Raw genomic sequence first — 25,710 nt, forward strand, 5'->3', positions numbered from 1 at the left:
ATTATCAACCCTACACAGTCGACAATGAGGTTACTTTATCCAAAATCCTCAACATCACCAGAAATTCCTTTATTTATCTATTTACCAGGAATGGATGGAACAGGGAAGTTGCTACATCGACAAGTTAAAAAATTGAGTCAATTTTTTAAGGTTTGTTGTTTATCAATTCCCCGAGATGATTGTAGCAACTGGAATACTTTAGTTTCTCAAACCATTAGCTTAATTGAAAAAGAACTCAAGCATCATTCTCAATTTTCCTCTGTTTATTTATGTGGAGAATCTTTTGGAGGATGTTTAGCGATAAAACTTGCTCTGAAGTCTCCTGAGTTAATCAAAAAAATGATTTTAATCAATCCTGCTTCATCTTTTACACAACGTCCTTTATTAAGTTGGGGAAGTGAATTAATTAAATGGGTGCCAGACATTCTACATCAAACTTCAACCCTAGGATTTTTACCCTTTTTAGCAGCTTTAGGCAGAATGGAAACAAAGGATTATAATGCTTTACTAAAAGCGATGCAGTCAGTTCCTCCATTAGTAGTTAGTTATCGACTGAGGTTGTTACGAGATTTCAACGTTGATGAAGCACAATTAAAACAGTTAACTCAACCTATTCTAACCGTCGCTAGTGATAGCGATTATCTATTACCGTCTGTCGCTGAAGGGAAACGATTAGTCAGCTGTTTACCTAATAGTAACTTAGTAGTTCTGCCTGATAGTGGACATGCTTGTTTATTGGAAACTGAAGTTGATTTAACTAAACTACTTCAAAAGTATAATTTTTTACCACTCAAAACAACAGCCCATGAACAATAAGGCTGATAGGACTTATTAGTTCCTAGTCATTATTGGATATCTTAATATCAAGAAAACATTAGGGAGGAGAAATATCCAAAGGTTCGATAAGAATTTGAGCACTTTTAGGTTTATGAGATAGTCTTGTAAGGTATGCAACTGCTGCGACCACTATTAACTCTGAAACCATGACCGACAGTAACAGGATAATAAGCTGTGATACCAACTCAGATTTTTACATTAAAATCTAATTGTTCAAAAGTGAAAGTTCTCTGTACCAGGCATTTCTTTTATTTTAAAAGGGTTTATTTTGATATATTCGTGTCAAAGTGGACTAGATATAGACTTTTTAATTACAACTACCGAAAGAGAAGTTGTTTGATTATCAAGGATAAATTACACTCTAACTAAAACAACAGCAATAGTGGTATTATCATCATGTTTATTCCGCTTAGTTACCACTGTCAATACAATCACTCCTCTTTTATCATTAAATATCGGATTCTCCTCGCACAATAGGAAAAATTTTGCTATTTTAGCACTGCTCAACGTGAACATAATTACTTAATCCATCAAAAGACAATAAAAAAATATAATCTTCATCAAGAATTAACCTATTCAAACTAGGATACGAAAATCTAGAATCACTCATCCCTGATACTTGTCTTAAAGCTCCCATGTCTAGATAGTCAATAGCTTCTCAGCAAAATTATAGATAAGCTAACTTTGCGCGAGACTAGGTCATCATTGAATGGCTACTTGATAATAACTAGTGGGGGCAATATGGTAAATTTACAAAAGTCTGCCATATCAGCCGAATACATTTTATAACCTGAAACAAGGCTTATCATTATAGTAATTTTCATGTGTTGGTATCATTTAAAATCTTTGTTTTGACCTATGTAAATCAACAAAGTTAATAACTTGTGTGAGTGTCTCAAGGAACTTTTTCTTTCCTTTTATTAGTTTTTTAAGGAAAGCATAACAACCATCTTTATTTTGATAACGCTTTGTCCCAATAACAGTACTAGTAAGGGTGTGATATCTAATATTTGTACCATTGTTCATATTAACAGCTATAATTCATAAGATATTTTCGTAAAAAATTTCATATTTTTGTGGTAGATTACAGACTTCTCATGAAAGATTTACTATTTAAACAAGGGCTGTTTATGATAAAAATAGTCAATAGTTTCTTAGGTATGTAATTGTGTAATAGTAGTACGAATCTTTGTTGAGTCCTATAATTTATACGCTCTCCTAATTGACCGTGAGTAAATTGAGATTGAGCAAACTTGATACCATTTCTTTAATGTTTCAAGGTTGCCACAAGTTAACGGTTGACTGATACCAATTCAATTGTTTGGGGAGACTGCTATTAAGTCACACTCTTTCAAGTTTCGGAAGAAGAGTTATATCAACTGATTTGTCATTACTATCGAGATAAACATCACTTTATTAAAATAAAGTGATGTTTATCTCTTTTAAGTCCTACAATTTCTGATTCTTTATTATCTAGTTCATTGTTATCTAGCTTTAAGATTTCTAGGTCTTTATTATAGATTTATAGAGTTTAAATTTTCTCTCTCTATATTTTTTATAGAATTAAAATAGCTATAAATTCGAAAGAGATAAAGACAATATAAAAATAACTTTAAGTAATTACGGACACAATTTTTAATTTTTTTGTTTTTTTGATAAGTGATGGTTCTCAGTTAACTATGTAACTGTATAGAATTTATTCTAGTTTCCTAATGCTGCTGAGTAATACTCAGCTATATAAGTACCGTAAACGTGACTGTAATAAACTATTTTTCCTCAAAATCGTGCTTTATAGTTAGCATTGGAATATTAGAGCCGTAAAATTTTGCACGATAGCAATATTTTTTCTGGATAACTAAGAATAAAAAATACCTTTTTATAGAAAACCTTTATCATGATACTGACGTAAATTTTAAGTAGGATAAGGACTTTCAAAATAAAAAAAAGGCTAAAAAAATAAAAAAATATAATCTATTTAACTTTATCTTCATTAAGATTAACCAATAAATTTGAAACAACTAAGCTATAATAAAATATCTAAACAGCTATTTTAGCACAATCATTAGCATGAGTTTAGAATTCTATAAACATGAATTTTAAGCCTTTCTACAGTAATATAGAGTCGCTGAGAAATGGCGGCATCAATATGACCATTGATAAAACTGTAGAACTTGTAATTCTGTTTTAGTCAAAGGATATTATCAAAATAATTTTTAATATGATTCTTCCTGACGGAAATTGCTCAAAAAAGCTAAACAAAAAGAACTTCTACTTGGTATTGTATGTTATTTTTATTACAAATAACATACAATACCAAGTAAACTAATCTGATGAGTTGTTTTGAAAGCTTCAAGCTGCCAACACTTTTAACTTTATTCTTATGAAGAGTTAGGATAAGGATTTTCATCTTTGATTGCTCTTTTTGAGCAATTTTATAGAATATGGAAAACTTAATGCAATCTAATCCTTTTAACCATAAATCAATAATAGCAGTATTAATACTGTGTTTCATACAACAACACAAGTTATTCTCTATTATTAGACAATTATTATACCAGAATGATTTCTTCATACTATGTTTAGTATCTATTCTTAGTAGAGTCAGTAAATTTGTAAAGGTTAATTTATTCTTCTCAAAAAAAATAATATAAATTTAATTTGCTATTTAATTTAAGCTTTTTTTATAAAAAAACTTATGTGAATAAATCTTTAATACTATCTACTGCCGATACTTTTCTATTGTTGACATCTTAACCTATATACCGAAACTTATAGCCTCAAATAGTAATATATATATTTACAAATCTTACAGGTATTAGAAATTACTATTTACAAGCAAAAAATAGCAATGTTAAGTTAATTTTTTCTATAAAATTCAAGAGCTTTATCTAATATCTGATTTCCCTGCTCAATAGTTTCAATACGAGAGACGCGGTCGCGCAACTCGGATGCTCTTGGAAATCCCTTACAATACCAAGCTAGATGCTTTCGTGATTGATAAATTCCTCGTTGTCCCTTATATTCCCATAAATTATTAAGATGTTCTTTTGCACATTCTAGCCGTTGTTTTGGAGTTGGAGAAAGTTTTTGAATTCCTGTTTGTAAAAAATAATCAATTTCTCCGACTAGAAATGGATAACCTAATGTTCCTCGTGAACACATAACTCCATCTGCTCCCGTAATTTCTAAACACTTAATAGCTGATTCCACTGAAAAAATATCTCCATTAGCAATAATAGGAATACTTAATACCTCTTTAACTTTAGTGATCCATTCCCATTTTGCTTTTCCATTATATCCTTGAGCACGAGTCCTACCATGAATTGTGATCATTGCTGCTCCAGAATCTTCCATTCTTTTTGCAAAATCAAGGATGTTAATTTCTTGATCACTCCAGCCAATACGAGTTTTAACGGTAACAGGGACTTTAACAGATTTCACCACCTTTTTGACAATTGCTTGAGCAATATCTGGTTGACGAAGTAGAGAAGATCCGCCTCCTTTTTTAGTTATTTTATTCACGGGACACCCCATATTTATATCAATAGTTTGTGCTCCTTCTTTCACAGATTCTTGAGCAGCTTCTGCTAGAAAATCGGGACGAGAGTCGAATAGTTGAATACTAATTGGCTGTTCATCCTTATCAATTCCCATAAGTTTTGGTATTTGTTTTAAATAATGAATTTCTGTAGCATTGATCATCTCAGTATATATCATAGATTGAGGCGCATATCGCCTAACTAAACGACGAAATACTAAATCTGTAACTCCAGACAAGGGAGACTGAAACACGCGACTTTTTACTTCCAATGATCCAATTTTTAAAGGGGATGATAATTTTTGTTTTAGATAATTAGATAACATTTTATTTTAAGGTAAGTTTAAAGAATAAAGCTTTTCTATACTGAGTGTCATAAATGAGTATCTCATGACTTCTAAAAGTCTTATCCTAACTTTACTCCTTGAAAGGTAATACTTTTAAATTTTGCCTATTATAACTTGTTATAGTTAGTATAAGGGATCTATATATAATTATTATGGATATATTCCACAGCTTACTTTATTAAAAATATCTTGATTTTAAATCCTAAAGTAGAAAAAAATCGCAGCTAAACATTTTAAAAATTATTAAAGCTAATCAAATTTTTTAAAAAAAAGTAGAAAATACTCTTGATGAAGTAGTTGCTACTGTCTTAGCTTCATGCTTAGTAGAGTCTAACCTAATCTCTAAGTAAAAAGTTTTTTATTAGTCTATATCGAAGATTATCAAAATATTTTATCTTATGTTTTGTCAAACACCTTATTGGAAACTTAATATCGATGTTCTTTATTTCTATATCGTTGAGATTAACTTTAGTAAAGAAATTTAAAAATTTAATATTAACTTAGGTTTGATTGCTGTGCCAGGAACATTAGTTGCAACTTTTGAGGTACACTAACAGCCAGAAAATACTTCTTTTATAGAGTAGTTAAACTTGAGATTAACCATGCTGTAAATGTTTATCAAGTAATCTTTGGCAAAATTTATTGTCCTAATCTAGGTTTTAACAACAAAATTAAACAAAATATGCCAAAAAATTTGCAAATACTATCAAAAGTATTGCTTAAACTAGGAAGTTAAAGTTTTTATCCAAGAAAATTTGCTCATTAGTTGCTTAAATATTTTTCTAGTAGATATTATGTGATTTAAGAAAATATTAGTAATTATAAAGTAAGTTAAAAAACTTAATAAATAAACCATTGGAGTTGCAAATTATTAATAAACTCTATTTTTATCTTAATCTTAGTGATTTTAAGTATAAAACTAAACAAGATAGCTATATAAAAGACTATAATAGTTATGTTTATATCATCTCTATAGAAATGATATTTTTTTTAAAAAAAAACTAAATTAATTATCAATTTTAACTAAAAGAGACGATAAATAAATTGGATATTAATCGTACTATTACTAATAGTGATGGACATGCTTTTAACAGCACTACTATTACATTTAGAAGTAATCTTACGTCATTTTTAAATATAGGAGTTATATTAAATAATATGCTTTGGGAAGCAGACTTAAATCTTTTGTGGTTTCACCTATTATCTTTCAATCACCGTACTTCCTTAATCAGGTCTCACACAATTATCCTTAGAGAAGGAAACCCTAACAATATCTTAGAATCATAGTAAAATCATGTTAAAACTGCTATTTTACAAGTAAGTTCCGATTTACTCGACTTCGGATGTTTCTTTGATGAAGCCATAATCCATCCATGGTTTAACCCGAGAACTTAGAACAATTAGTCCTACTAAAGGCGACACAAATTATCTAATCAACATAACCAAATATGCTGTTTTGAAAAGTTCGTGTGTTTCAATATACTGCTTATGACACAATGGCTACCATTGTTGATCCTCAGCGGTCCGGACTTATGTTTGATTGAAATAACTGCCTATTAAACCAATAATAAATTGTGATACCTAACTTAGGTCGAAAGCTTCTGCCGACATTTCTGTTAGACTACTCTGGAACAGTAATAGGAGATTTTCTTTATCTTCGGACGATTTTCTCTTTTATAGAAAATAATGTAACTTATATAGCTAAAGAGTCAAGATCAAAAAAACATTATGATTCCTTCAGTTTAATTTAGCTGACGAGGTCATCATCGGTTCTACTCAAATTTTTGATAAATACTATGTTTGTTTTACGTTTGTGTGTGAGTATAAGTGCAGGTATTTTTCTGTCCTTAGTCTGGAGAGTATCGGTGGCGACACAAGTACCGTCATCTTCTGTCAAAACTCACGATGGAACTTCGGTGACCTCTCAGGGAACTTCTTTGTTATCCACCAATAGGCGAATGCTGGTGAAGAAGGCGAACCCTCATGTGGCCGACATCCAGCAGATAAAACAATCCATTTCAAAACAAACATCATCAACCATCAAGGAATTTTCTACTCAGGTTAGTGTTGATTTAATAGATTTATTAAATATCCCCAACTCTGTTGATCACTCTTCGTCCATATCAAAAAACTTGTTATCAAACAAACTTAACCCAGGTGGCAATCCCTTATTGTTTCCTACCAAACCCTCAGAGGTAGAGACCGCCATTAGTCAACCAATTACCTTAGACCAAGCTATTTCCCTGGCATTACATAATAATAGGGAACTCCAAGCCTCTCGTATTGAACTAGAAGAGCGTCGGGCCCGTTTAAAGGTCGAACAAGCAGATTTGTTTCCTACAATAGATATTGGGGCTAGTGCCGTACGGTTTAGAAATGATCGAGTATTCGGTGGTGGTACAAATCAACTCGGAAATTTAATTCCTGAAGAAACAAGTGCTGAAACTTTTACGGATCTTCGAGCTTTAGCAACCCTTAATTATATTATTTACAGTGGGGGTGAACGGTCAGCTCAAATTACACGGGCTCAACGAGAAGTCCGTAACCAAGAGCTAGAAGTAGAGCGGATTTCTGAACAAACCCGCTTTGAATCTACTGATCGTTATTATCGGTTACAAAACGCCGATGCTCAGGTTGCCATTGCCCAAGCGGCGGTAGAAGATGCCAATCAAAGTTTACGGGACGCTCGATTATTAGAACAAGCTGGGTTAGGAACAAGATTTGATGTTTTGCGGGCTGAAGGGGACTTAGCTACAGCTAATCAAGGGTTAACCCGTGCAATCGCAGAACAGCGAACTGCAAGACGCAGTCTGGCCGAATTTCTAAGTGTAGGACAGCACATTCAATTAACAGCAGTAGATGAGATCTCCGAAGCAGGGACTTGGACAATGACCCTTGATGAAACCATTGTCCGTGCCTATAAAAATCGCGCTGAGTTAGAACAACAATTAGTACGACGAGAAATTAGTCAACAAGATCGTGACATTGCTCTGTCAGAAATTAGACCCCAGGTTAGTTTTCTTGCAGAATATGATGCACGTGACAACTTAGATGATGGCGTTCCTGTTCTTATGGACTGGACATTTGAGGCACGGGTTCGCTGGCGGATTTTTGATGGAGGGAAAGCCTTCGCACGAGCCAGACGAGCTGAACGGAATATAGACTTAGCCAATACCAATTTTGCTAAACAACGTAATGCTATTCGTCTTGAGGTAGAAGAAGCTTATTATAACCTTATTGCAAATCGAGAAAATATCACCAGTACCCGCAAGAACGTTGAAATTTTTACAGAGGCCCTCAGACTAGCTCGGTTACGATTTCAAGCGGGGGTTGGAACCCAAACTGATGTCATTGATGCTCAACGAGATCTCACAGATGCACGGGGGCGTTTTTTACAGGCAGTTATTGGCTATAATCAATCTCTCAATGCTTTACAACGTTCAGTTAGTAACTTACCTGATAATGGACTGTTTGAGGCACGTTGATTCCAGACAATTCTCTGTTTTCTGGCCCTTGAAATATTGTAGGGACAATTTATATGTTTCTACATTTAATTTATCTCTACATATTAAGTTAGGATCTTTCACAGAAAAATTAATTTTTGAAATTGTGAATCGTTTTTTTATCAAATTGATTCAGCTCTTTTCTCGTTTTGTACATAATTATTGAACAGATACTTTTCTTTGAAATTAGAGGAGTTTCCTTAGTTATTCTCTGAGTATTAGTTGGGGTAATTTTTTGTACTCTACGAACGGAATTTATTGATATTCAGAGGTTTAAAGACGCTGTCGACATTGCCCTAGATCGATAGGACTATATCCAAGAGAACTCAAAGGGAGAATTAACTTCTTTCTTTCAGGCTTTAGCAACTACTTTATATGCCAGTGTAGAACTAGGAAATATTACTGGGATGGCTATTGCGATCCAACCCAGAGAGCCAGAGGCAGTGTTTTGGATGACCTATAAAGGCAATTTTGGAAATATAAACTAAATTTATCAAATGTACCTTAGGGCTGAAATATTACATTGTTTATTCTGATGGCACGGTAGTTGGTGGACCGATATACTATTGCATGACAGGTTAAATACATTAGGTCAAGCTCAATTGGATAAGATTTTAGCAATTATTTATGGAGTTGCTGGAATTGGGTCAGTTATAGAGGCGGGGAATATGTTCCAGTCTAATCAATCATTTGCTGTATTAGCCACAATCATTACACAGTTATAAGTATATAATTAGGCTTATAGTCTGAGTTTGGCGGCATTAGCTATATTAGCATCGTCACCAGTAAATTAGTCCGAGCAATGGTTGGAGTTTACATTTTACATTTTCAGCTGTGGGTGTTAGAAGTGAATTTTTCAGCGATTCCCAGTCCATTTTTATGGTTCATGAGGTTTTTTCTCCTCAGTCTATTGAGGGAAACTGATAAGGGCTTTGGGTCAAGGAGTCCTGCAGTGCCTTTTTTAATGGAGCCGGGTTTGGGATCAGCGGCGATTGCCCATTCAGTGGACAAGACTTAAAGACCTATTCGAGAGAGAATTATTTCCATCTCAGAGCCGTTTGTTGATACGGTGATTATCTGTAATTTAACGGTATTAGTTATCATAATGACAGGAATCTATAGTGACGTAGTGGGAGTAACTATTTATTAGTGGTTCAGTTCTAGCCGTGCTAGCTTTTGGTTAAGTCATTAATTGAGTTCCTTTTGTTTTAGCTAGGTTATGGGTCTGTTTGCCTTTTCAAGGATGATCACTTGGTGTTATTACGGCGAAAGATGTTGGGCTTATGTTTTCGGAGAATCGAATCGTCGTACCTTTAAAATTATGTTCCTGATTTTTATCTTTATGGGATCTATTATTAATTTAGAAGTCGTAGTAAATATTAGTAACATAATGTTATTAACCTTAGTTATTGCTAATATCCTGGATTGTATTTCTTTTTAAGAAAAGTATCTAAAAACTTACAAAAATATTGGCAAAATTTTAAGTTTAAAGAGATTAAAGTTAAATGATTCTCGCAAAGAAAAGATATTTACGCTATTTTAGTCGCTGCATCCAGTAACAATGTTTTAATTGTTTGATTAAAAGATTCTGATCTCACCAAAATGAACCAATAATTTCCTGGGACTTCTTTGATATGTAAGTTATTTAAATAAGTTTTATAAGGTTTAATTTGCTAAGAGGTTCTGTTAAGCCCTTTTTTAGAATAAACAATGTAGGAATCTCAATAGACTCAGTCAATCCTGCCCATTTCATCACATCTTCAAAAATTCAGTTGCAGGACTGTACTACAAGTTGACTGCGCCATTTACCTTCGTCTTTTTCTATTCCTAATTGTAATTTTGTTGCGCATGTCACAGTAAAAGTGTTTTTTTTCCTCAGTTCCATTCTAAATAATATATATGAATATCTAATAAATTTACAGTTTTACGAACAAATATTTTTCACTATAAACAGATTTATTAGATAATAATTTAGGATACAATACCCTGTACTAAGGGCTTAAAAAAGGGAACTAATTCAGGTTGACTAGCTACTAAACAAGGAAAAGGTTTTTCTCCATAATCATGACCGATCTTAAGCGGAAAAATGGGGTCATCATTCAAAGAGACAAAAACTCCACCTGCACCTCTAAGAATAACCCAAACCGCTGCAATATCCCAAATTTTGGGAGTTGCTTCTACTCCTCCTAATGCTGCTCCACAGGCTACTAATGAAATGTTATAACTAGCGACTCCAATCATACGAATTTTACACGGAAAAGGTTGTCTAAGAATTTCAATACTACGGGTACACAGATTGAAAAGATGACTTTTGCTAGGCCGGTCTGAACCAGTATGAATTTTTACTCCATTTGAATAAGATCCTTCAGGTCCATTTATTCCGGTTTCCCCATACCAATATCCATGAAAAGATTGCTGAAGTTGAGGAAAATGAACAAAGCCAAAAACAGGAGTTCCTTGATACAATAATCCCAGAGAAATACCCCAAATTGGGATACCTCGCGTGAAATTAGTGGTTCCATCAATCGGGTCAATGATCCAACACCAGTCTGTTCCAGGAAAGATATGAGTGGTTTCTTCAGTAAGAACCCCATGTTTAGGAAATTTAGCAGTGATCGCCGCCCGAATGGTTTGATCAGTCCAATGATCAGCTTGGGTAACTAAAGAACCATCGTCCTTCTGTGTCGGGGACACTTGACCGACATAAGCCACTAAATGATGTCCAAGTTTTTGGGTTATCGTCCGACAAAACGTTAAGATCTCGTGCCAAAATTGTTCCATATTCAACTGAAGGATAAGAGGGTAACAATAGAATCTCACCCTTAAAAGATATAGGAATATAACTCGATAAAGCAAGTTTTTTGATTCCGAGTTCCCAAGATCAAAGGCAGATAAGTTTAATAAGTTGTCCTCAGATAGAATTTTGACAAAAGTGTTATGCTAGTGGGCGATCAGATCTTTATTAGAAATTTTTTCTATATAAGACAAGATAAGGCAGGGAATTTAAATCCATCTGAACCCAAAATTATCAAGACTTAACTTTTGGGATCGATACTACCCGTAAAATTTTTTTTTGTAGATGAAACTTTAAGATATTAATGAGATAAGAAAATGTTATCAACCTCAACTAGCAAAGCTGCCATTATCCGTAATTATATTCTTCTTTCTCTAGTTGTTATGATTTTGGGGGTGGGATTAACGGATATTTTCAAAAATCCTGGTAGAGTTGGACAAAAAGATCGGATTGATAATTATGTCCGTTACATCAATGCCGGGTTTGTTGCTCAAACGCAAAAATTAGGACGTTGATACTTCGTCGTTAAGCTCGCATTAGCAATATTTTTTGGCTAAATGTGTCTAGGAAACCGATATCGATAAGTTCTTCCACTGAGCTTTTTCTCGTCAGTGTGAGAACCACGACTAGGACACTCTTGAATGGAATTACCTTCTGCTTTTTAACCTGTATGTAAGTGCGACTTACCAAACTCTACGGATGACAACCTACTTTATATAGGCAAATAAACATTTCACTTCTATCATTTTAGGAGTAATTTTTTAAAAAAATCTGCTTTTTACTTTTTTTTTGTTAAAGTGAAAACTAATTATTGTACTTACTTTTATTTTTTACATCTATATTTTTTCTGAAGTAATAATTTTTATAGTTTAAATTAAACTATTATTCTTTATAGATTTATACATATATTAGCTACCAATAAATAACCAAGTTATTCTTTAAGAGCTTTTAAATATATTTAATTTTTGTATCAAGTTATTTTTATTAAGCTATTTTGATAATTTCAATATCTTTTTTTTTATGATCTATCTAGAAATTTATAAAATATTGTATTTTCTGATGTCTTCATAATAAGCTAGGATAAACATTATCTATACAATTAGATAGATAATGTTTCTGTCTTTTTTCGTTATAAAGTTGATTTTTAGTTTCGAGTCAACTTTGATAATATTTTTCCTTCTAATTACGGTAGCTGAATTTTTAAGCAATTCATCATCTAATGATTGTTTTTTAAAAACTACTTTTCTACTCAATAGCAATTTTTAATTGTGTTGTTTTTAATCAAAGTCATGGAAAAACTGACTAACTATATCTTAATTAACAACTCAATCAATAACTATATTGAGATCTATGAAATTCTAAAAATATTAACTCCACAAATATTATTTAATTTTCAATCGATAGTTTTAATTTAGTTTCAACCATCTTAATAAGAAGAGGATACTACTTATACTCGGATATATTTTATTAATTTTCAAATTTTTATTAGTTTATTTATTAACCAATAAATTATCCATATCTACACAATTACTTGTCTAGATCTATGATTTTATTGTCTTAATTTTACAAATAAAAAAACGATGTAACAAGCATTCCAATTAATATAATATTCTTTTCTTAATTATTATAATATCCCCCATGAGATCGTTTCTCTTTAGTTGCTCTGGTATACCGGCAAGTTATAGCTAGATCAACTCCAGTTTCACCAACAAAAATTAAATATGAAAGTTTGAGTTGTCTAAATATCTTTAAACACTCCCATTAATTTCTATTAGGTTTCTAAAAAAATCAGTGATGGGTCTCCCTTTTTAATTTTTTTAAAAAAATTAAAATTTTATGGAAAGCAATTACTCGAGAAGATTTAGACTAGCATTATAAAGTCTATTGAGAAATATTTTATAGCTTAAAAAAGTCAGAAAATATTTAACGAAAGCGCCATCATTCCACCGTTAAATTCTTCAAATCTCAAAGAAATCTAGAGAATTGTTAGCTAAAACCCTAATAATAATCTATGATTAATACGTTTAGCCCCAATCTGGTGAAGCATGCAGCCTCATTTGTATCCCAAACGCCTCTACCAGTGGCTCGCTTCGAGTAACTTTGGGCTCAGTACCACCGATCCTCGTTATGCTTTATTAGAAGCCTGTTTGATCGGATTTCTTTCAGCCTTAGCCGCTCTTATTCTTAAAGTAGGGGTCGGTTGGTTAGGAGGGTTGCGAGTAAGTCTAGCCAATCAATTTGGGGCTATCTGGGTACTTCCCTTTGGAGGCCTAATTTTAGGATTGGTATCGGGATGGTTGATAGAACAAGTTTCTATTACTGCTGCAGGAGGTGGTATTGCCCAAGTCAAAGCTTCGTTAGCCCGCTATCCTGTCCCATTATCTCTACGGGTTGTTCTAGTTAAATTAATTGGTACGATTATGGTCTTGGGGGCGGGGTTGACCCTAGGTCGTCGTGCCCCCACAGTCCATATTGGAGCGGCTTTAGCGGCACAATTGAGCAGTTGGGTTCCCACTTCTCCTGAACATCGACGACAAATGATTGCTGCCGGGGCTGCTGCGGGACTAGCTGCTGGATTTAGTACTCCGATTGCTGGAGTTTTATTTGTAGTTGAAGAGTTGATGCGCGATGTTTCTGGTCTAACTCTACAAACCGCCATTGTTGCTTCATTTGTGGGGGCTGTTGTCTCTTTAATTCTTCAGTCAGCATCTCTATCATTTTCGTCTTCCCTTTTAAATCTGCCTGATATTAGTTTTTCAGCTTCTGAAATTCCTTTTTACCTATTATTGGGGATTCTAGCCGGAATATTGGGCTCACTTTTTAAACGGGGACTTCTGTTTAGTTTGACCGTACAGAATCGTCTTAATTTACCTTTACCTTGGCGAATCGGATTAGTTGGGATGATCTCTGGGGGGATCGTTGCTATCTTACCTCCTTTTTTTCAAGATAATGCAGGATTAAGAACTTTTTTAGTTACGGGTGAATTGAGTGGCGACAAAATTCTTTTAGCCTTTGTTGCTCATTTTTTCTTAACTATACTAGCCTATAGTTCCAATGCTCCGGGGGGACTTTTTGCCCCTGCTTTAGTCTTGGGATCCGCCCTAGGCTATTTAGTAGGAGATTTTGAGGAATTTCTGACAGGAACGGGGGCCGAATCTACTTATGCTTTGGCAGGAATGGGAGGCTTTTTTACTGCAGTAGTCCGGGTTCCAGTAACGGCTATTGTTATTGTTTTTGAATTAAATACAGATTTTAATATCGTTCTTCCTTTAATGGTGACTTGTGCGGTTTCTTACGTGGTAGCCGAGAGTGTATCACGAGGATCTTTATACGAAGACATGCTTAAGACTAAGGGAATTTACATTAATGAAGTAGCAACGGCGCAAGATTTTTTGTCTCAATGGACTGCAGCCGATGTTATGCAGCCCAAGGTAGAAAGTTTACTTAGTCATTTAACCCTCGAAGAAGTTTTTCAAGCGATGTCTATATCAAGTCATCGCGGCTTTCCAGTGATGGAGAACGGCAAATTAGTAGGAATTATTACTCAAACTGATTTGGCCAACTCAGCTCAATATTCACCGGACACATGTCTTAGAGATTTCATGACCCCACGCCCGATTACAGTTTCGGCCGATGCTTTTCTAAGTGATGTTCTTTATATACTTAATAGACATCGATTATCGCGTCTTCCGGTAACAGAAGGGACAAAATTAGTAGGAATTATTACCCGTACTGATATTATTCGTGTAGAGGCTAATAAACTTGAAGGTCATGATTCTCAAGGAAATGAATCCTTGCGAGAACCGTCTTATATTGTCTATCAAACCCGCGCTCCAGCAATTGGAGAGGGACGTATCTTATTACCTTTGGCTAACCTAGATAGTGCGACGGCTTTGTTTCAAATTGGAGCAGCGATCGCAACTCAGAAACAATCGGAATTAGAATGTTTACAGATAATTAAAGTTCCAAAACACAGTAATCCCGCCCAAACCTCTCTGAAAAACCAACCTTATCGCCAATTACTCCAACACCTGGAAAGATTAGGCAGGCATCAACATCTTCCGGTTCACACTCAAATTCGGGTTGCGCATAATATTGCCCAAGCTATTTTAGAAACAATCCGTGACCGCCATATTAACTTGATGATTTTGGAATGGACTGAAGATACCCGGACTCCTGGAGCGGTTTTTGGACATGTAGTAGATTTTTTGATTCGTAAAGCCCCTTGTGAGTTAGTTTTAGTCAAACTGGGTGATTACAATGATGTCTATCCTTATAATCTAGATAAAGATGCTACCTGGTTAATTCCTATCGCCGGAGGACCCAATGCTCAACGGGCTATGGAGTTACTCCCTGGACTGACTAGGTTATATAATCGTTCACGATCGCCAATTATTTGGTTGTGTAAGGTATTCTCCCCCGATGGCAATTTTCCTGACTACCAAGCTTTAGAACAAACTGCTCAAGAGTTAAAACGAACTCTTAATCGCCTTGTCATTCCTTTACCCATTCGTTCCCAGTCAGTAGCTGATGCGGTGGTTCATTTAGCAACCGCCGAGACCTGCGACGTAGTTATGTTAGGGGTCAGTCGTGAGGGTCTGTTAGAACAGGTGATACATGGTAATCTTCCCAAAACAATCGCTCGGCAAGTCCACAGTACCGTTATCTTAGTTCGAGATGCATTGTAGGATCAGTCCGCTGCAAAAAAATTTAAAGATATATGGAAAATCTACCTTAAATTCATGTAAATTAAATCTTTTTTGGTATAGAAATGACTTAGTGGACAACCTATACTGAGAAAAATAATCCCATGAAAAGGTAATATTGGATTTTAAATCATGCCAATAATCACTTAACCTTATCAACCCACTATTTATTTTCCTTTTACCACCTGGTTAATTTCTATTGCTAGAATACCTAATTTTCAACGGGATATGAAGTTACTCCCTTGTTAGGACTATTTGGCTTGAGAGAGAAAATAGACTCCCAGATCTCTCTAAAAACAATGAAAAGTTTGATTTTGAAGAACTCCAGAGCAAATACACCCTAGTACTAGTGTATTATTGGTCAATAAAGTATTAAGTAAGGTGCATTATGCTAATTTTTATGATGACAATCATAAACTAAAATCAAATCAAAGTGAGTAAGTTCTCGGTGCATTATACCACGCTAACAGCAGGTCTGCTCTTCAAGAGTAAACTGATCTCCTCTTCACCCTCGATGGTTGTTGTCATAGTGGATTCTCGTTCCAGCCCATTGGAGTTTTTCCCGTAAGGTTTGATAGAAAGAATAATTCTTTTGAAGAATAATAAATTTAGCTACACATTCAGCCATATGAACCCTCACCCATTGTCCCGGCCAAATGGACGTAGCTAGAGCTCCATCAGTCCACAACTTAGTATTTAATTCAAAGTCCCCCAAAGACCAAATATCTACTACAGACCGAGGGGGAATAATAATGGGACGACTAGCCAAACTTAGGGGACAAATGGGGGTAACAGCGATCGCATCCATACCTGGATGAACAATAGGTCCATTAGCTGAAGCAGTATAACACGTTGATCCCGTAGGAGTTGCGACCAATAGACCATCCCCTTGATATTGATCCACCACTTCTCCATCGAGTTCCATTTCTAAAACTGCTGTGGGCATCCGATCAATACTTGCGGGTTTGACACACATTTCATTCAGACAATAAAATTGTTCACTACTGGGGATTGGGTTGGTCTTATCTCCTTCGAATAAACAGGCTTCTAACATCATGCGTTGTTGTACCGCATAGCGATCTCCTAACAAACGAGCCCAAACGTTTTCTATATCCTGAAATAACTCAAAGGGTTCAGTGAGAAAGCCTAAATGTCCCCCCACATTTACCGCCAAGATAGGGATATTTTCTGGTGCCAACTGTCGTGCTGCGGTCAATATGGTTCCATCTCCTCCTAAAATGATGGCTAAATCAATTTTTTCGGTAACAGAAGATAAAAACACAGGGTATGGATTGTCTTTAATGCCACTAGGACCCATCAAGACTTTACAGTTGCGGGCTTCGAGTTGTCGGGCACAGGTTTGAGCCCATGATTTACTTTGGGCATCTGCAGCTTTATGAGCAATAATTACTTGTTTAAGTTCCACGTTAGTTGAGTTTAACCGCTACTTTTTCCCTCAACTTACCGAGGGATTCCTAAACCTTACTTTCCCTATCATTGTATCTAATCAAGTTATCTATGAGATCACTCAGTGTATTAGACTTGACCAATAGCCAATTTAATTGAGTAGCTTATGATAATAATAGTAGATAAAAAGCTGATTATATTCTCATCAGTTGTTACTCAATCGGTATATTGATTTAGCTCTCTATAATTCTGTTATTCTCGAGTTTACAAGCATTTTTGATTTTTAATTAAAAGTTTTCAATAGAGTTAAAATCAGGGGTGAGGAGATAAAAATACGACCTTTACTCCTATAAATTCCATCGTTCTCTAATCTTCTATTGTTCTATAAGCCGGTAAATTATCCATAAGCACATGAGCCTCACTCTGAAATGTGTCTGTACTCCTGTTTCAAAATTCAGAAAAGCTTCTTTATTTTATTCATCATTCAAAAGCAAAAGTTGCTAAAAAGACTGATTTAGCAAACGCTCTAATTAACGTAATATCTACTTCTGGACTATGAGTATATTTTAGATAAGCTCATTTTCTTTCAGTTATTCTGACAAAGTGATGAGTCATGGCCAGTTCGTACTCCGGGTTTGTAAATAAAAACTAGATCTGAAAGTTTTAGTTATTCAAGTGTCGTCAAACATTTTTACTCCAAAGTTCAAACTCTATCTATGTTAAGTCCTAAGGCATGAAGTGTTTTTGGGGCCAAGCTAAGTTTTTGAATAAAATAAAGCATGACAAAGATATTGACTTTAACATCTATTGTCTCATTTAAATAAGTACCGATCTCTTGGAGAGTTGTATAGTTGTTTTACAACTTAGCAATTGTTCTACATCAATTAGAGAAAATTTTTCTCGGTAATAAGAGAATAGTTCTATGCTTTTTATCGCTTTATAATGTTTAAGCAGACAATCGATAGAATTATAACCGACTTGAAAAAGCTCTGATAATCTTAGTGTTGATTGATTGACTCTGTTAATTTTAGCGCTGATTGGTTGATATTATTGTTGATTTCTATGATCTTAGCGAGAATATCTATAGATTTCAGTTTTATTCTTTGGCATAACTCACATTTTCGTATTTTTCACGTTCATCTATACAGATGAAAACAACTACAACGCTAAAGTATTCATTGAGAACGACTTTTGACAAGAGGGGCAACCTCATTATCGACCTCTCCTAATACTATAGAATCAAGAAGCCAACACTATCTCTTAATAATTTCAGTGCCTTACTCTATTTGTATTACCCTAGGAACTCGTCCTGAAGCAATTAAACTTGCTCCTGTGATCAAAAAATTTCGTCAATCGCCGGCGTTTAAGACTCATGTTGTCCTTACTGGACAACATAGGGAAATGGTGGAACAGGTGATGAAATTGTTTGAATTTGAATTGGAAGGTGATCACAATCTCAAAATTATGCAGCCGCGTCAAACCCTCACTGATATTACTTACCGCAGTTTACAAGGGTTAGAAGCTATTTTTAAAAAAATCCAACCACAATTAGTCATGGTTCAAGGAGACACCACCACTGCTTTTGCCGCTACATTAGCAGCGTTTTATCAGCAAATCCCTATTGGACATGTTGAAGCGGGATTACGCACTGATAATATTTATAATCCTTTTCCTGAAGAAGCTAACCGCCGTCTAATTTCCCAACTTGCTCAATTACATTTTGCCCCCACTCAATTAGCTGTAGAAAATCTTAAGCGTTCAGGAGTCACAGGCGAAATCCATCTCACAGGTAATACAGTAATTGATGCTTTATTAACAGTTGCCAAGAAACAGCAAACTTTTAACATTGAAGGGTTAGATACTAATAATTATCGATTGTTAATTACAACAGTTCACCGACGAGAAAATTGGGGTCAACCTTTACAAGATATTCTCGCTAGTCTTCGTCTTATTTTAGATAAGTATCCTGATACGATTTTATTATTGCCAATGCACCGCAACCCAGTAGTTAGAGAACCAATTCAAAAAGCATTAAATAAGCATCCAAGAGTTTTCTTAACTGAACCTTTAGGCTATGGAGAATTAGTTGTTGCGATTCAGAATTGTTATCTATTATTGACAGACTCAGGTGGATTACAAGAAGAAGCCCCTAGTTTAGGTAAACCTGTTTTAGTCTTAAGAGAGACTACTGAACGTCCTGAAGCTATCGAAGCAGGAACTGCTAAGTTAGTGGGTACTAATTCTCAGAATATCCTAACAGAAGTGAGTAAATTATTGAGTAGTAAAAATGCTTATAAAAAAATGGCTAATGCGATTAATCCTTTTGGCGATGGGAAAGCAAGTGATCGTATTTTAGAGATCGTACAACGTTATTTAGAAGAAAAGTATTAACGATTTTTACTAAGCATTGGCTAAATAATAATCATTAACATTAATAATTATTATTTTGTCATAATTAAATAATGAGGGTACTATAGACTGTAATTGTTAGTATTTATTAAAAAAAATAACAATTTTTTAAAAAAAGTAAAAAAACAAATCACTTAATCATTAGTTAATTTGTACAGCATCTAATCAATATTCTTCTTCTAAGAAGAAATTAATGAAGAAATCGCAGTATAAAAAACCGCTTATAAAAAATGTCCAAATAACATTCTAAGTTAAAATTAATTTTTAAAAATATCGTTGTTACTCAGCAGAAGATATAAAAAATAGAGATCATATTTACTGTAGTACAATATAAATTTGTTAGATTATCTTTATTTCTTAGAAAAGAAGTAAGGATAATTAATTAAATCAGTATAAGGAAAACATAAAAAAGTCCATAAATTTCTATTTAAATAAAATTGGTTTCAATACTTTAGATTTTTATCTAAAAAAGCAAAAAAATAAAAAATAACTCATAAAATATAGTAAAGTCAAGGATACACAAAAGTTTTTATTCTTTATCAAGAAAAATAATATCCTTATTAGGAATAAATGGCTCAATTATGAAAGAACTAACGTTTATAAGCAAAATAATGAGTTATACGCGTTAATAGTGATGAATGACTAGAGAGAACTTTAGGGATATCAAGCAAGAAAGAAATAAACTAAAATAAACATCTAAAAATAGAAAGTTTTATCTAGATAAATCTAATAATAGAGACAATGATCCATACGGATATTATCCTAAATAAGGGAAATACTATCCATATAATTTATGAAAATTTGTAAAAATAAAAGAGTAGAAACTATTTATATTAGTGCTTTAAGAAAGTGAAAAATCTTCACTTTTTTAACTGTTGATAAGAAGAAATAAAGATTGATCTGAAGCTTAGTTATTTAAAAGTTTAATTACTCCGTCAGAATTAGGATAGATCCCTAAATAATACGACTTCTCATAAGAAAGAAACCATCAGGAAAATAGTAGAAGAAGCTAGAGGTGAACTATAGTAACTCCTATCCTACTCTCTAGATTTGAACGAAATATAGATTCGGTGGTCTATTGTAAAAACTTTGAGTAAACAAATATTAACTAAATTTTAAATAGCTAGATAAGAAGTAGAAAAAAGAACATAGGAGAAGAATTTTATCAAATTAAATTTGATAAAATATCAGAAATATACTTTTTTTTTAATTTTATCTATAATTACTAACTTAGAACGTACTAATAATTGAGTAGTTAAAAATCTAAAATTATTCTCTATCTTTATAGACAAGTTGGAGATAAATCTCTAAAATATATGCTTATTTTACCCCTATTTAAGGATCAGATAAATTAACAGTATTTTGTTAACAACTTTATGTTAACCATCTTAATTGATAAAGCAAGAGGGAGAAACTATGGAAAATCATTAAAGGTGATAATAATTCAATAGTCTTAATCAAGAAGTTTATTTTTTAGAAAAAATAAAACCATTATTGTCTAATTTTAAAGCTGACTATAGAGAATGGTAAGTTATTTTAAATTTAAAAATCATTTATTGAACTAAGCTTATCATTGAATACCAAAAGTATAAATTTAGCTTGTTTATCAAACCTAACACAATTTAATTAATATTAAGAATTTTTGTAAGATCAGCTATGTAACTGTAGTTATTTTTTAAAAAATTAGCGGTCTATAAAAATAGTTAAAATTTCCAACAGAAAAATTGAAGAAAATATGTCTTTAGACTCAAGATTTTAAAAAATATTTTTATTATAAAAAATAAAAAAGATAAAGAATTTACACTCCATAAAATCTCCAAAATCCCTAAATCTTATTTTTATAGAAATAAGATTTAATTCATTCAATGAATAACAATTTCACTCATTTGAACATTGCTTCCTAACTTATAAACAGTGATCACTATTTTGACACCTAGTATAGACATGCAGCTATTAGATGTTTTCCTTCTAAAAGGGGTGCTCAAAACAAAGGACTTTAAATAAAATAGGGCACGACGGGATACCCAATAATTAAAGTCTGCCTAATGTTTTTGCAACTTTCGAACCAACTCGTTGTTTTTATCCCTATAATCGAATCAATAATCTTGAACCACTAGACTAGAAGAGCAATGTTATCCGTTCCGGTATTAACGCCCAAATATTCCTTAAAAGTTTTAGAGAGTGTTCTCGCCCTAATGATAGGAATCTTGAGCATTAAAGGGACATCCCTAAACGCAGTTGCCCAAACCCCATCCTCCAACAGTCCCCTAACCGTTCGTGCTGATATTCAAGAAGCCAACTCGGAAACGGGCGTTGTCACCGCTAGGGGTAATGTGCAAATTTTTTATCCTGCCCGCCAAATTCAAGGAACTGCCGCCCAAGCACAATATTTTAGTCGAGAACGTCGTCTGGTTTTAACAGGCAACGTTTACGTCTTACAAGAAGGCAATAGTATGCGAGCAGAAATCATGACTTATCTCATTGATGAAGGAAGATTTATTGCCACGCCAGAATCTAGCGAGCAAGTTGAATCTATCTATCTTGTCACTGAAAACGAAGAAGGTCCCCCTGCCCCTGCATCCGTAACTCCTGCCCCTCCTTTAAACCCAACCCCTTGACCCCCACTCTTAAATCCCCGATCGGCAATTGATATAGTTGTGATTTTTGATAAGGTATCTTTCTGAAATTTCTAAATTAGCGACTTCTGAATTTAATATAATGACACTCGTTTTAGATAACATTCATAAATCTTACGGAAAACGCTTCGTCGTTAATCGAGTTAACTTACAAGTAGCCCCTGGGGAAATTGTTGGACTCCTTGGTCCTAATGGAGCGGGCAAAACTACTACCTTTTATATTGCGACAGGGTTAATTAGACCTAATACGGGTAGAGTGTGGCTTTATCAACAAGATATTACTACTTTGTCTCTCAATAAAAGAGCGCGGTTAGGAATCGGTTACATGACTCAACAGGCTAGTATTTTCCGCCATTTGAGTGTTCGCGAAAACATTCACTTAGCTTTAGAACAAACTGAAGTTCCTTTTCGCCAACGGGCGAACCGTCTGCATCAACTTATGGAAGAATTTCGTCTAGAGAAAATTGCTAATACTCAAGGATCTCAAGTCTCCGGGGGAGAACGACGGCGCACAGAACTCGCTAGAGCCTTAGCCGTAGGACTCAATGGCCCCGAATTTCTGTTATTAGATGAGCCTTTTGCTGGAGTTGATCCAATCGCGGTTTCGGAAATCCAGACTTTGATCGCTCAATTACGTGATCGCAATATAGGTATCCTGATTACCGACCATAATGTCCGAGAAACTCTTGCTATCACTAATCGTGCATATATCATGCGTGACGGTCAGATTCTAGCTGCTGGTAGTGCTGAAGAACTTTATACCAATAATTTAGTACGACAGTATTATCTAGGAGAAAACTTCCAATTATAACGAAAATAACTTAAAATCACCATGAATATGGGGCAATTTAAATTAAAAAAGGTTAATTTGGGACTTCCTGGTTTATCCATTATGGATCGCTATCTTTTTATGGAGATTTTATTACCTTTTCTTTTTGGAATGGGGATTTTCACCTCATTAGGTATTGCGATCGGAACTTTATTTGATCTGGTGCGCCGTGTCACAGAATCGGGTTTATTGCTTACCGTAGCCCTAAAGATTCTGGCGCTGAAAATGCCTGGTTTCGTTGTTCTGGCTTTTCCAATGGCCATGTTATTGGCAGCTTTAATGGCTTATAGTCGTCTATCTAGCGATAGTGAATTAATTGCCATGAGGAGTTTAGGAGTCAGTATTTACCGCTTAGTAATTCCTTCAGTGTTCTTTAGCTTAATAGTGACAGGATGTGCCTTTGTAGTGAACGATTGGATCGCCCCAGTAGCTACCCACGAAGCGGCTGTAACTCTAGAAAAGGCTATTAACCAAGAACGCCCTAATTTTACAGAACGAAATATTGTTTATCCCGAATACCGTACCATTCAACAGGAAAACGGAAAAGAAGCGACTATTTTAAGCCGTCTATTCTATGCGGAGGAGTTTAATGGGAAACAAATGCGAGGACTGACGATCCTTGATCGCACCCAGGAAGGTGTAAACCAAATTGTCACGTCTCAGTCGGCAACATGGAATATTTTGACTAATACCTGGGATTTTTTCAACGGAACAATTTATTTAATTGCCCCTGATGGTTCATATCGTAATATTGTCCGGTTTCAACATCAACAATTAGCTTTACCCCGTGCCCCTTTAGATTTAGCAAATCGTCGTCAAAACTTTACGGAAATGAGTATTCGTGAGACTAAAGAATATTTAGAAGTTATGAAACTCAGTGGTAATGAAAAACGGGTTCGTAAGGTACAAGTTCGCATCCAAGAAAAGTATGCTCTTCCCTTTGTTTGTGTAGTGTTTGGGTTAGTGGGAGCAGCGATAGGGGTTAGACCGCAAAATACTAATCGAGCCACCAGTTTTGGAATTTGTGTTGGGTTAATTTTTGGCTATTATCTTCTTTCTTTCGTCACTAGTTCTTTAGGAATTTGGGGAATTTTTACTCCATTTTTAGCAGCTTGGACTCCTAATATTTTAGGACTGAGTGTTGGAGGACTATTACTAGTGCAATCAGCCCATATAAGATAGTTAGAATAAAAAAAAATGATATTCAAGATTTTTATTAAAGAAAAAGTTGGCAAAATCTCAATAATTCCTTTTATTTCAGAAGAAGAAACTTTAGATGTTGCAATGTTTAACAGTCAAAACTTGAGTTTAAATTAGTAAGAGTTACTTATTAATACAGTTAACGTAAAAATAAGAAGTAATTATTAACAATAAATGGTAAAAAACTAAGATATAGGGCTATATAAAAAAGTATAATTTATAGAAAATAATTGCGAATGACATCATAAAAGAAAAAGAAAAGTTCTTTATGAAAGAACTAGAGAATGTTGGCTTATTCATTCTTTAGAATTAGAATTAACACAAAAATTATGGATATTGACATTAGTAGACGAACCTTTATGTAATAAGTTGTTATTAATAAATTTAAAATTTAACTTATTATCGTCTGTCAAACTTTCTTGAAATTTTTAGGAGGGTGTGATAATTGTATTTAACTTGAATATAGCTATTTACTTAAATAGGTTTAAATCAATAGCTAAAAGGTAAAAATTTTATTTTCAATTAAATACTACTAGTTTGAAAAAGATGACCAATGACTTCTTCTATAGGAGGGTCAGTTATATTAAGGTCAATGACCTCCAATGTATCTAGAATATGAGTAATCATAGTGATTAAATTTTCTCGTTCAACTAAAAACCTAACCACTTGTCCATCAACGGTTTCAATATTCCCATAGCTAGCTAATTGATCAGTTGAAATAGAGTCGGCTAATTCTACATTTACCTGTCGATAAGGGGTAAATTTAGCGAAAATTTTATCTAAATCTCCATCGTAAATTAATTGTCCTTGATGAATCAATAAGACCCGTTTACATAAAGCCGTAATATCAGCCATATAATGACTGGTTAACAGAATTGTTGCTTGATACCGTTGATTATAATCCAGTAAAAATTTCCTGATCGCAGCTTGAGCATTGACATCTAATCCTAAAGTCGGTTCATCTAAAAATAATACTTGGGGATAATGTAAAAGAGCAGCTAATAATTCAGCTTTCATCCGTTCTCCTAAAGATAGTTTACGAACAGGCTGGGTTAGTTTTTCTTCAATTGATAGCATTTGGGACAATTCTTGTAGTCGTTGTTTAAAGATTTTGTCGGGAATTTTATAGACTGCTCCGTTAATCCTTAACGAATCTAGTGTAGGTAAATCCCATAATAATTGCTGTTTTTGTCCCATCACTAAACTAGTTTTTTGTAGAAACTGGGGTTGGCGACGAAAGGGAATATACCCCGCAATTCTTACCTTTCCTTCTGAAGGATGAATTAGTCCAGTAAGCATCTTTAGAGTGGTGGTTTTTCCTGCACCATTAGCTCCAAGAAACCCAACTATTTCCCCCGGTTCAATAGTGAATGAGATATCTTTAACAGCTTCTACTTGTCGGTAAGTTCGATTAAAAAAATGGGATAATGTCCCTTTAATTCCAGGTTTTTTAACAGGGATAGAGTAGGTTTTACCCAGATTTTCTACAATAATTGACATTATA

16 protein-coding genes are annotated in these 25,710 nt (G+C 34.1%); 11 read left to right on the forward strand and 5 right to left on the reverse strand.

Annotated elements, in window-relative coordinates; genetic code table 11:
• The first annotated feature begins 24 nt into the window (after positions 1-24).
• Complete coding sequence (locus RGRSB_RS01115; RefSeq protein ID WP_119259467.1) at positions 25-816, forward strand: alpha/beta fold hydrolase; 792 nt, start codon at positions 25-27, stop codon at positions 814-816.
• Positions 817-3,693: 2,877 nt separating this feature from the next.
• Here RGRSB_RS01115 and dusB read toward each other — a convergent pair.
• Positions 3,694-4,701 (reverse strand): tRNA dihydrouridine synthase DusB, encoded by a 1,008-nt coding sequence (gene dusB, locus RGRSB_RS01130; protein WP_119259470.1) that lies wholly within the window; start codon positions 4,699-4,701, stop codon positions 3,694-3,696.
• Positions 4,702-6,518: 1,817 nt separating this feature from the next.
• Between dusB and RGRSB_RS01135 the strand changes: the two genes are divergently transcribed.
• The 3 genes from RGRSB_RS01135 to RGRSB_RS10355 all read left to right on the forward strand — a co-directional run bounded on the left by RGRSB_RS01135 (position 6,519) and on the right by RGRSB_RS10355 (position 8,950).
• The gene (locus tag RGRSB_RS01135) at positions 6,519-8,207 is read left to right on the forward strand and encodes a TolC family protein (RefSeq protein WP_119259471.1); all 1,689 of its coding nucleotides are present in this window, start codon (positions 6,519-6,521) and stop codon (positions 8,205-8,207) included.
• Positions 8,208-8,539: 332 nt separating this feature from the next.
• Positions 8,540-8,713 carry an alanine:cation symporter family protein gene (locus tag RGRSB_RS10350; RefSeq protein ID WP_232014591.1) on the forward strand — a complete coding sequence of 58 codons (174 nt, stop codon included), beginning with the start codon at positions 8,540-8,542 and terminating at the stop codon, positions 8,711-8,713.
• A gap of 78 nt (positions 8,714-8,791) precedes the next feature.
• The gene (locus tag RGRSB_RS10355) at positions 8,792-8,950 is read left to right on the forward strand and encodes a hypothetical protein (protein ID WP_232014541.1); all 159 of its coding nucleotides are present in this window, start codon (positions 8,792-8,794) and stop codon (positions 8,948-8,950) included.
• A gap of 103 nt (positions 8,951-9,053) precedes the next feature.
• Here RGRSB_RS10355 and RGRSB_RS10360 read toward each other — a convergent pair whose 3' ends face one another.
• Positions 9,054-9,236, reverse strand: a complete 183-nt coding sequence (locus tag RGRSB_RS10360; protein WP_232014542.1) for a hypothetical protein — start codon at positions 9,234-9,236, stop codon at positions 9,054-9,056.
• Between the two features lie 232 nt (positions 9,237-9,468).
• Here RGRSB_RS10360 and RGRSB_RS10365 point away from each other — a divergent pair, with 232 nt between their 5' ends.
• Positions 9,469-9,666, forward strand: a complete 198-nt coding sequence (locus RGRSB_RS10365) for an alanine:cation symporter family protein (RefSeq protein WP_232014592.1) — start codon at positions 9,469-9,471, stop codon at positions 9,664-9,666.
• A gap of 530 nt (positions 9,667-10,196) precedes the next feature.
• On the opposite strand, the gene RGRSB_RS01145 is transcribed toward RGRSB_RS10365, so the two are convergent.
• Positions 10,197-11,006, reverse strand: a complete 810-nt coding sequence (locus tag RGRSB_RS01145; RefSeq protein ID WP_119259472.1) for an inositol monophosphatase family protein — start codon at positions 11,004-11,006, stop codon at positions 10,197-10,199.
• A gap of 330 nt (positions 11,007-11,336) precedes the next feature.
• Here RGRSB_RS01145 and RGRSB_RS01150 point away from each other — a divergent pair, with 330 nt between their 5' ends.
• Both RGRSB_RS01150 and RGRSB_RS01155 read left to right on the forward strand, forming a co-directional pair.
• Entirely contained in the window at positions 11,337-11,534 is a 198-nt protein-coding gene (locus tag RGRSB_RS01150) for a hypothetical protein (protein ID WP_119259473.1), read from the forward strand.
• 1,530 nt (positions 11,535-13,064) lie between these two features.
• A complete protein-coding gene (locus tag RGRSB_RS01155; RefSeq protein ID WP_119259474.1) occupies positions 13,065-15,707 on the forward strand; it encodes a chloride channel protein in 2,643 nt (880 codons plus the stop codon).
• Positions 15,708-16,230: 523 nt separating this feature from the next.
• On the opposite strand, the gene RGRSB_RS01160 is transcribed toward RGRSB_RS01155, so the two are convergent.
• The gene (locus tag RGRSB_RS01160) at positions 16,231-17,151 is read right to left on the reverse strand and encodes an NAD(+) kinase (protein ID WP_119259475.1); all 921 of its coding nucleotides are present in this window, start codon (positions 17,149-17,151) and stop codon (positions 16,231-16,233) included.
• Between the two features lie 1,244 nt (positions 17,152-18,395).
• Between RGRSB_RS01160 and wecB the strand changes: the two genes are divergently transcribed.
• From wecB to RGRSB_RS01180, 4 genes are all read left to right on the forward strand, one after another.
• Positions 18,396-19,523, forward strand: coding sequence for a non-hydrolyzing UDP-N-acetylglucosamine 2-epimerase (gene wecB / locus RGRSB_RS01165; RefSeq protein ID WP_119260901.1), 1,128 nt, complete (start codon positions 18,396-18,398; stop codon positions 19,521-19,523).
• 2,147 nt (positions 19,524-21,670) lie between these two features.
• On the forward strand, positions 21,671-22,159 hold the full coding sequence (locus RGRSB_RS01170) for an LptA/OstA family protein (RefSeq protein WP_119259476.1): 489 nt from the start codon (positions 21,671-21,673) through the stop codon (positions 22,157-22,159).
• Between the two features lie 100 nt (positions 22,160-22,259).
• A complete protein-coding gene (gene lptB, locus RGRSB_RS01175) occupies positions 22,260-22,988 on the forward strand; it encodes an LPS export ABC transporter ATP-binding protein (protein ID WP_119259477.1) in 729 nt (242 codons plus the stop codon).
• A 21-nt stretch (positions 22,989-23,009) separates the two neighbouring features.
• Positions 23,010-24,188, forward strand: coding sequence for an LptF/LptG family permease (locus RGRSB_RS01180; protein WP_119259478.1), 1,179 nt, complete (start codon positions 23,010-23,012; stop codon positions 24,186-24,188).
• A gap of 540 nt (positions 24,189-24,728) precedes the next feature.
• Here RGRSB_RS01180 and RGRSB_RS01185 read toward each other — a convergent pair.
• Complete coding sequence (locus tag RGRSB_RS01185) at positions 24,729-25,706, reverse strand: ABC transporter ATP-binding protein (protein ID WP_119259479.1); 978 nt, start codon at positions 25,704-25,706, stop codon at positions 24,729-24,731.
• Between the last annotated feature and the right edge of the window lie 4 nt (positions 25,707-25,710).

The organism is cyanobacterium endosymbiont of Rhopalodia gibberula (genome assembly GCF_003574135.1).
Taxonomy (GTDB): domain Bacteria; phylum Cyanobacteriota; class Cyanobacteriia; order Cyanobacteriales; family Microcystaceae; genus Rippkaea.